This window comes from Streptomyces sp. NPDC048415 (genome assembly GCF_040651675.1).
GTDB lineage: Bacteria > Actinomycetota > Actinomycetes > Streptomycetales > Streptomycetaceae > Streptomyces.
The window spans coordinates 21,044-28,027 of the sequence record NZ_JBEZKJ010000099.1; the positions used below are offsets into that span (position 1 = coordinate 21,044).

Sequence of the window (6,984 nt, forward strand, 5' to 3'; positions counted from 1 at the left end):
GCAACATGCTTCAGGTTGCGCAACTCAATGTGCCCGTCGCGAGGAGTGGGTGTCAAGGGGTCCGTGACGTCGGAAGACAGCCCGGAACGCGACTAGGCCCGGCAGGCTGCCAGCGCAGCCTGCCGGGCCCGTCCGGCGGGTTTCCGGGTCACTCGTGCGGCAACGCTCCGTCGGCGGCCCGGGGCCGGAGACAGTGCCGCCCTGCCCCTACTTGATCCAGGCGTCGACCTTGTCGCGGTTGGCTTCGACCCACTTCTTCGCCGCCGCGTCGGCCGACATCTTGTCCACCGCGATGTACTTGGCCACGGTGTTCTGGTCGTCGTTCGTCCAGTTGAACTTCTTCACCAGGTCATAGGCCGGGCTGCCCGACTTGGCGAACTTCGCGCTGACGACCTTGTCCAGGTTGTACACGGGGTAGTCGCAGGCGACCTTCGCCGCGTCGGCGTCACAGCCCGTCTTGTACGCCGGCAGGGAGACCTTGACCAGTGGCACCTCGGAAATGAACCACTGAGGCTCGTAGAAGTAGCCGATCACCCATTCCTTGTTCTTCTCGGCCTTCCGGTAGGCCTGGATGAGCGCGGTCTCGCTTCCCGCGTACACCACCTTGAAGTCCAGGTTCAGGTTCTTCACCAGCGCCTCGTCGTTGGTGACGTACGACGGGTCACCGTCGAGGAGCTGACCCTTGCCGCCCGACTCCGAGGTCTTGAACTTGGACGCGTACTTGTTCAGGCTCTTCCAGTCGGTGATGTCCGGGTGCGCCTTCGCCAGCCACGGCGGCACGTACCAGCCGATCAGACCCTTGTTGCCGGTCTGACCTGCCTCGACGGCGGTCTTCTGCCCGGCGATGTACTTCTTCTTCAGATCGTCGTGACCCCAGTTCTCCAGGACGGCGTCGACCTCACCCGTCCCGAAGCCCTGCCAGGCGATCTCTTCCTTCAGGTCCTTCTTGTTGACCGTACAGCCGAGGTCGTGCTGCGCGACATACGCGACAACCGCCGCGTCCGCCTCATAGCCCACCCAGGGGTTGACCGCGAGGTTGAAGGTTCCGCACTTGCCCGAGCTGCTCGAACCGGCGGAGCTGTCACCGACCTTCGCACCGCCGCACGCGGTGAGGGTGAGGCCGAGGACCGCTATGCCGGCCGCGCCGACTCTCCACTGTTTTACTTGCGTTGCCATGGTCCGTGCTCTCCTTATGCGCTCGTACGTCGCGCCGCTGCCTGAGTGATCCGGTCGAACATGACACCGAGCAGTACGATGGCGAGCCCCGCCGCCAGCCCCTTGCCGTACAGCTCTCCCTGCGAGAATCCGGCCACGACGTCGTAGCCGAGGGCGCCCGCTCCTACCAGGCCGCCCACAACAACCATCGACAGCACGTAGATCAGGCCCTGGTTGGTCGCGAGCGTCAGGGCACTGCGTGACATCGGCAGTTGAACCTTGGTGATGATCTGCCAGGTGTTGCACCCGGCAGCGGTGGCCGCTTCGACGGTGGTCTCGGGCACGGCCCGCACTCCATCCGCGATGATCTTGATGGCGACCGGGACGGCATAGACGACGGCGGCGACGATCGCTGTGAAGCGCGTCGCGCCGAAGAGCGCCAGAAACGGCACGAGATAGACGAACGGCGGCATGACCTGAGCGGCGTCCAGGGTGGGCCGCAGCAGCCGGTCCACGAGCCGGCTGCGCCCCATCCACACCCCGAAGGTGATGCCGAGCAGCATCACCAGCACGGTCGCCACGACGGTCGACGCCAGCGTCGTCATGCTGTCCGACCACACGCCCGTGCCGACCAGCAGTCCCACACACACGGCCGTGGTGACCCCGGCACGCCATCCGCCCAGCACCGCGCCCAGTCCGACCAGGGCCGCGCCGACCAGCCACCACGGGGAGTCGGTCAGCAGCGTCTGGAACGGATTGAGCAGGCCGTTGGTGATGGCGTCGCGGAAGGCGTTCGTGATGCCCGACAAGTTGTCCTGCGCCCAGGTGGTCACGTTGTCCGCCGCGCTCGCGATATTGCTGCCGGTGCTGCCCTCGCCGGGGAACTCGGCCGCCCATACGTACGTGTGCGACAGATACACCAGCACCGCCGCCGCCACTGCGCCTCCCACCAGCAGCGGCCGCCGCCACTTGAGGAAGCGATGGCCCGAGCGCCGGGCCGCCTCCGCCCTTCCGCTCGCCGCCGTCGTGACCCGGTCGAGGACGATGGCCATGACCACAATGGCCAGGCCCGCGTTGAAGGCCGTGCCGACGTCGAGCGACTGCAGGGCCTGGACGACGGTCTTTCCGAGGCCGGGCGCGTCGATCAGGGCCGCGATGGTCACCATGGCCAGGGCGGCCATGATGGTCTGGTTGACGCCCATCACCACGGTCCGCTTGGACATCGGCAGCAGGACCTTGAGCAGCGTCTGTCTCCGCGTCGATCCCATGGAGTCGGCGGCTTCGACCGTGGTCTGCGGTACGGAACGGATGGCGTGCGCGGTAATGCGGATCGCCGGTGGCGCCGCGTAGATCAGCGTGGCGATCGTGGCGGAGGCAGGACCGATGAGGAAGAACAGCGTCAAGGGGGCGAGGTAGACAAAGGTCGGCATCGTCTGCATGAAGTCCAGGAAGGGCGTCATGATCCGGTTGAACCGGTCGGACAGCCCCGCCCACACACCCAGCGGGATCCCGAACAGCAGCGCCACGAAGACCGCGGAGAGGGTCAGCGCCAGGGTGTCCATGCTCTCCAGCCACAGGCCCTGCAGTCCGAAGAAGGTGAAGCCGGCCACGGCCAGGAGGGCGACGCGCCAGTTGCCCACCGCCCAGGAGATGTAGCCGGCGATGCCGACCACGCCGAGCCAGCCGATCTGCGGCAGCGGGCGGCCGTCGGAAGGCTGGGAGATCAGCGACTGGATGAAGGTCACCAGGTTGTCGATGACCAGACGGATCTCGTTGAAGAAGTACAGGAACAGCGGGTTGGAGTTGCGGTCCGCGCCGATCGTGTCGTTGACGTCGTTGAACCAGCGGTGCAGACCGGTGAGGTCCGCCGCCGCCAGCGTCAGGGTCTGCTGTCCACGCAGCACGGCGAACAGCGCCAGCCAGGCAACCAGGATCGCGGCCACCATCATGCGGCGGCTGACCCTGCGCACGCCCGCGACGGGCGTGGCCTTCTCCGCCTTCTGCGCCTTGTCTGTCTTCTCCGGCTTCTCCATGGCGACGGTCATCACATGTCGCCTTCCTGTCCGGCGACCACCGCGAGGATCTCCTCGTCGCCGACGATGCCGAGCAGCTTGCCGTTCTCGACGACCTTGACCGGCTTCTCGGCCGCCAGCACCGCCCGGGTGGCTTCCCGCACCACGACGTCCGGGCCCAACTCGGGGCCGTCCAGGGCGTCGCCCGGCGCCGCCGGACGCATGATCCAGCGCAGGGTCAGTACGTCGCCGCGCGGCACGTCCTTGACGAAGTCGCGTACGTAGTCGTCGGCGGGGGCGCCGACCAGTTCGTCCCCGGTACCGCACTGGACCATCTTGCCGTCGCGCATGATGAGGATGCGGTCGCCCAGCTTGAGCGCCTCGGAGAGGTCGTGGGTGATGAACACCATCGTCTTGCCGACCTCGTGGTGCAGGCGGATGACCTCGTTCTGCATGTCACGGCGGATCAGCGGGTCGAGCGCCGAGAAGGGTTCGTCGAAAAGGAGCACGTCCGGATCGCCGGCCAGCGCCCGGGCCAGGCCGACGCGCTGCTGCATGCCGCCGGAGAGCTGGTCCGGGTAGGAGTTCTCGTAGCCGGAGAGGCCGACCAGTTCGACGACCTCCAGGGCCCGCCTGGTGCGCTCGGCCTTGCTCATGCCGCGGATCTCCAGTCCGAAGGACACGTTGTCGACGACCCGGCGGTGGGGCAGCAGCCCGAAGTGCTGGAAGACCATGGAGAACTTGCTGCGTCGCAGTTCGCGCAGCCTCTTGGCGTCCGCGTCTCGGATGTCCTCGCCCTCGAAGACGATCTCGCCAGCGGTGGGTTCGATCAGCCGGGTCAGACATCGCACCAGGGTGGACTTGCCGGAGCCGGACAGTCCCATGACGACGAAGACCTCGCCGGGCGAGACCTCGAAGTTCACGTCGCGCACGGCGGCGGTGCATCCGGTGCGGTCCATCAGCTCGCGGCGGGTGAGCCCGCACAGCTCCTCGGAGTCCGGTACCTGGTCTGCCTTCGGCCCGAACACCTTCCACAGCTTGCGCACGGATATGACCGGGGTGGGGGCCGAGTCCTGTGGCGTGCCGCGCCGCTGCGGCACCTCGGTCTGTGCTGGGGTCACGATCGACCTCTCTTCGGCATTCAGCCGCGGAACCAGAGCTGCGGCCGGGGTTGGATGTTCTGCCAGATGTGCTTGGGCTCTCGGTACTCGTCCAGGCCGCTCGGTCCCAGCTCCCGGCCCACGCCGGAGTGCCCGAAGCCACCCCATTCCGCTTGCGGCACATAGGGGTGGTAGTCGTTGATCCACACCGTGCCGTGGCGCAGCCGCCGGGCGACCCGCTGGGCCTTCCCCGCGTCCTGCGTCCAGACGGCTCCCGCGAGTCCGTACTCGGTGTCGTTGGCGATGCGTACGGCGTCGTCCTCGTCGTGGAAGCGCTCCACGGTGAGCACGGGGCCGAAGGACTCCTCGTGCACCACACGCATGTCCTGCCGGCACTCGTCGAGAACGGTGGGCGGGTAGAAGTGGCCGTTCGCCAGTGCGGGATCACCGGGGCGTTCGCCGCCGCAGCGCAGTACGGCGCCTTCGGCGAGGCCCGCCGCGACATACGCCTCGACCTTGTCCCGGTGCTGCGCGGAGATCAGCGCTCCGGTCTCGGCCTCGGGGTCGAAGGGGCCGCCGAGGCGGATCTGCCGGGCACGGCGCACGACCTCGTCGACGAAGGCGTCGTGGAGGGAGTCCTCGACGATCAGGCGGGCGCCGGCCGAGCAGACCTGTCCTGAGTGCAGAAAGACGGCCGTGAGAGCGAAGTCCACAGCCGTCTCGAAGTCGGCGTCGGCGAAGACGACGTTGGGATTCTTCCCGCCGAGCTCGAGCGCCACCTTCTTCACGGACGAGGCCGCGGTGGCCATGATGCGCTTGCCGGTCTCCAGGCCCCCGGTGAAGGAGACCATGTCGACGGCCGGGTCTTCGGAGAGCGGCGCGCCCACCTCGGGTCCGGCGCCCAGGACGAGATTGGCTACGCCGGCCGGGAGCCCGGCCTCCTCGAGTGCCCGCACCAGCAGGATCGAGGTGGAGGGGGTGAGCTCACTGGGCTTGAGGACGATCGTGTTGCCCGCGAGGAGGGCGGGGGCGACCTTCCACGACGCCTGGAGCAGCGGGTAGTTCCACGGGGTGATGAGCCCGCACACGCCGACCGGTTCGTAGACGACGCGGCTGACGGCGTCGTCGCGGCCGGTGTCGATCACCCGGCCGGCATCGGTGCCCCCGATGCCGCCATAGTAACGGAAGCAGGAGACGACGTCGGCGATGTCGTACTCGCTCTCCACCAGCCGCTTGCCGGTGTCAAGGGATTCGGCGCGGCTGAACTCCTTCGCGTCGCGCTCGATGAGGTCGGCGGTGCGCAGCAGCAGCGCGCCGCGCTCCCGCTCGGGGGTGCGCGGCCAGGGTCCTTCGTCGAAGGCCCGGCGGGCCGCGGCGATGGCGGCCTCGGCGTCGGGACGCGTGCCTTCGGACACGGTCGCGGCGAGCGTGCCGTCAGCGGGACAGCGGATCTCCCGGTGACCGCCGGCCACCGGATCGCGCCATTCTCCGTCCACATACAGGTCTGCCACGCGCGGAGCCCTTCGACCGGAATTCGTTGCGCATCGTGCACCGAATTGCTTGTGGTGGAACACCATGGCGAATGTGCGGACATACGTCAAGGGGTTGGCGGATGACGATTCCGCTATGCGGCCAGTTGCTCGCCCACTCTTGACCGCAAGCCGCGCCTGACTGAACCATGTTGCGTATCGCTCACCATGTTGTGCAATACGCACCGACGGAGGCTGCCCATGTCCCCTCGACCGCATCCTGGCCGTGAGTACGTCCTCACACTCGCCTGTCCGGATCGCGCCGGACTGGTCCACGCCGTGAGCGGCTTTCTCGTCAGGAACTCCGGCAACATCCTGGAGAGCCAGCAGTTCGATGATCGACTCCAGGACCGTTTCTTCATGAGGGTGCACTTCGACGTTTCCGATCCAAACGCCGACTTGAAAAATCTGCGTTACCGATTCGGTCCCGTAGCCGAGGCCTATCGGATCTCTTGGACCCTCTGGGACGCCTCGACCCCGACCCGGACGCTCATCATGGTGTCCAAGTTCGGCCACTGCCTCAACGATCTGCTCTTCCGCCGGCACACCGGCGCCCTCAACATCGAGATCCCCGCGATCGTCTCCAACCACCGGGACTTCGAAGGACTGGCGGAGACCTACGGCATCCCCTTCCACCACATCCCGGTCACCAAGGACACCAAGCCCGACGCCGAGGCGCGCCTGCTGGAGCTGGTGCGCGAGCTGGACGTCGACCTGGTCGTACTGGCCCGCTACATGCAGGTCCTCTCCGACGACCTGTGCAAGCAGCTGGAGGGCCGTGCCATCAACATCCACCACTCCTTCCTCCCCAGCTTCAAGGGCGCGCGCCCCTACCAACAGGCGTATGAGCGCGGCGTGAAGCTCGTCGGCGCGACGGCGCACTATGTGACACCGGACCTGGACGAGGGACAGATCATCGATCAGGACGTGGTCCGCGTGGACCACTCGCTCGACCCGGACGAGCTGGTCACGGTGGGACGGGACGTGGAGGCACAGGTGCTCGCGCATGCGGTGAAGTGGCACAGCGAGAGCCGCGTCATGGTGGACGGCAACCGCACGGTGGTCTTCCGCTGAGCCATGGGCACGAGCGTGGGGCGGCCTGGAGGAAGAAGTTGTTCCAGATGCTGCAGGGAGCCTTCGCCGTGAGGGGTGTCGGTGAGGAAGACCTGGTGGCGCGTGCCCTCGTCG

Annotated in this window: 5 protein-coding genes; 1 reads left to right on the plus strand and 4 read right to left on the minus strand. The window is 67.4% G+C overall.

The window, feature by feature from the left end:
* Positions 1–207: 207 nt before the first annotated feature.
* The 4 genes from AB0D27_RS38065 to AB0D27_RS38080 are packed head-to-tail and all read right to left on the minus strand — an operon-like array spanning position 208 to position 5,778.
* On the minus strand, positions 208–1,176 hold the full coding sequence (locus tag AB0D27_RS38065; RefSeq protein ID WP_362518116.1) for an ABC transporter substrate-binding protein: 969 nt from the start codon (positions 1,174–1,176) through the stop codon (positions 208–210).
* A gap of 14 nt (positions 1,177–1,190) precedes the next feature.
* Positions 1,191–3,200, minus strand: a complete 2,010-nt coding sequence (locus AB0D27_RS38070; RefSeq protein ID WP_362518119.1) for an ABC transporter permease subunit — start codon at positions 3,198–3,200, stop codon at positions 1,191–1,193.
* Positions 3,200–4,288, minus strand: a complete 1,089-nt coding sequence (locus AB0D27_RS38075) for a glycine betaine/L-proline ABC transporter ATP-binding protein (protein ID WP_362518122.1) — start codon at positions 4,286–4,288, stop codon at positions 3,200–3,202. The genes AB0D27_RS38070 and AB0D27_RS38075 overlap by 1 nt, the downstream gene beginning before the upstream one ends.
* 20 nt (positions 4,289–4,308) lie before the next feature.
* On the minus strand, positions 4,309–5,778 hold the full coding sequence (locus AB0D27_RS38080) for an aldehyde dehydrogenase family protein (protein ID WP_362518124.1): 1,470 nt from the start codon (positions 5,776–5,778) through the stop codon (positions 4,309–4,311).
* Positions 5,779–5,997: 219 nt separating this feature from the next.
* Between AB0D27_RS38080 and purU the strand changes: the two genes are divergently transcribed.
* Positions 5,998–6,870: a formyltetrahydrofolate deformylase gene (purU, locus tag AB0D27_RS38085; RefSeq protein ID WP_362518127.1), complete on the plus strand. Its 873-nt coding sequence runs from the start codon at positions 5,998–6,000 to the stop codon at positions 6,868–6,870.
* The last annotated feature ends 114 nt before the right edge of the window (positions 6,871–6,984 follow it).

Bases quoted from the DNA above. Each gene is read 5' to 3' on its own strand.
- AB0D27_RS38065 (WP_362518116.1), bottom strand. From the start codon at position 1,176: ATGGCAACGCAAGTAAAACAGTGGAGAGTCGGCGCGGCCGGCATAGCG.
- AB0D27_RS38070 (WP_362518119.1), bottom strand. From the start codon at position 3,200: ATGACCGTCGCCATGGAGAAGCCGGAGAAGACAGACAAGGCGCAGAAG.
- purU (WP_362518127.1), top strand. From the start codon at position 5,998: ATGTCCCCTCGACCGCATCCTGGCCGTGAGTACGTCCTCACACTCGCC.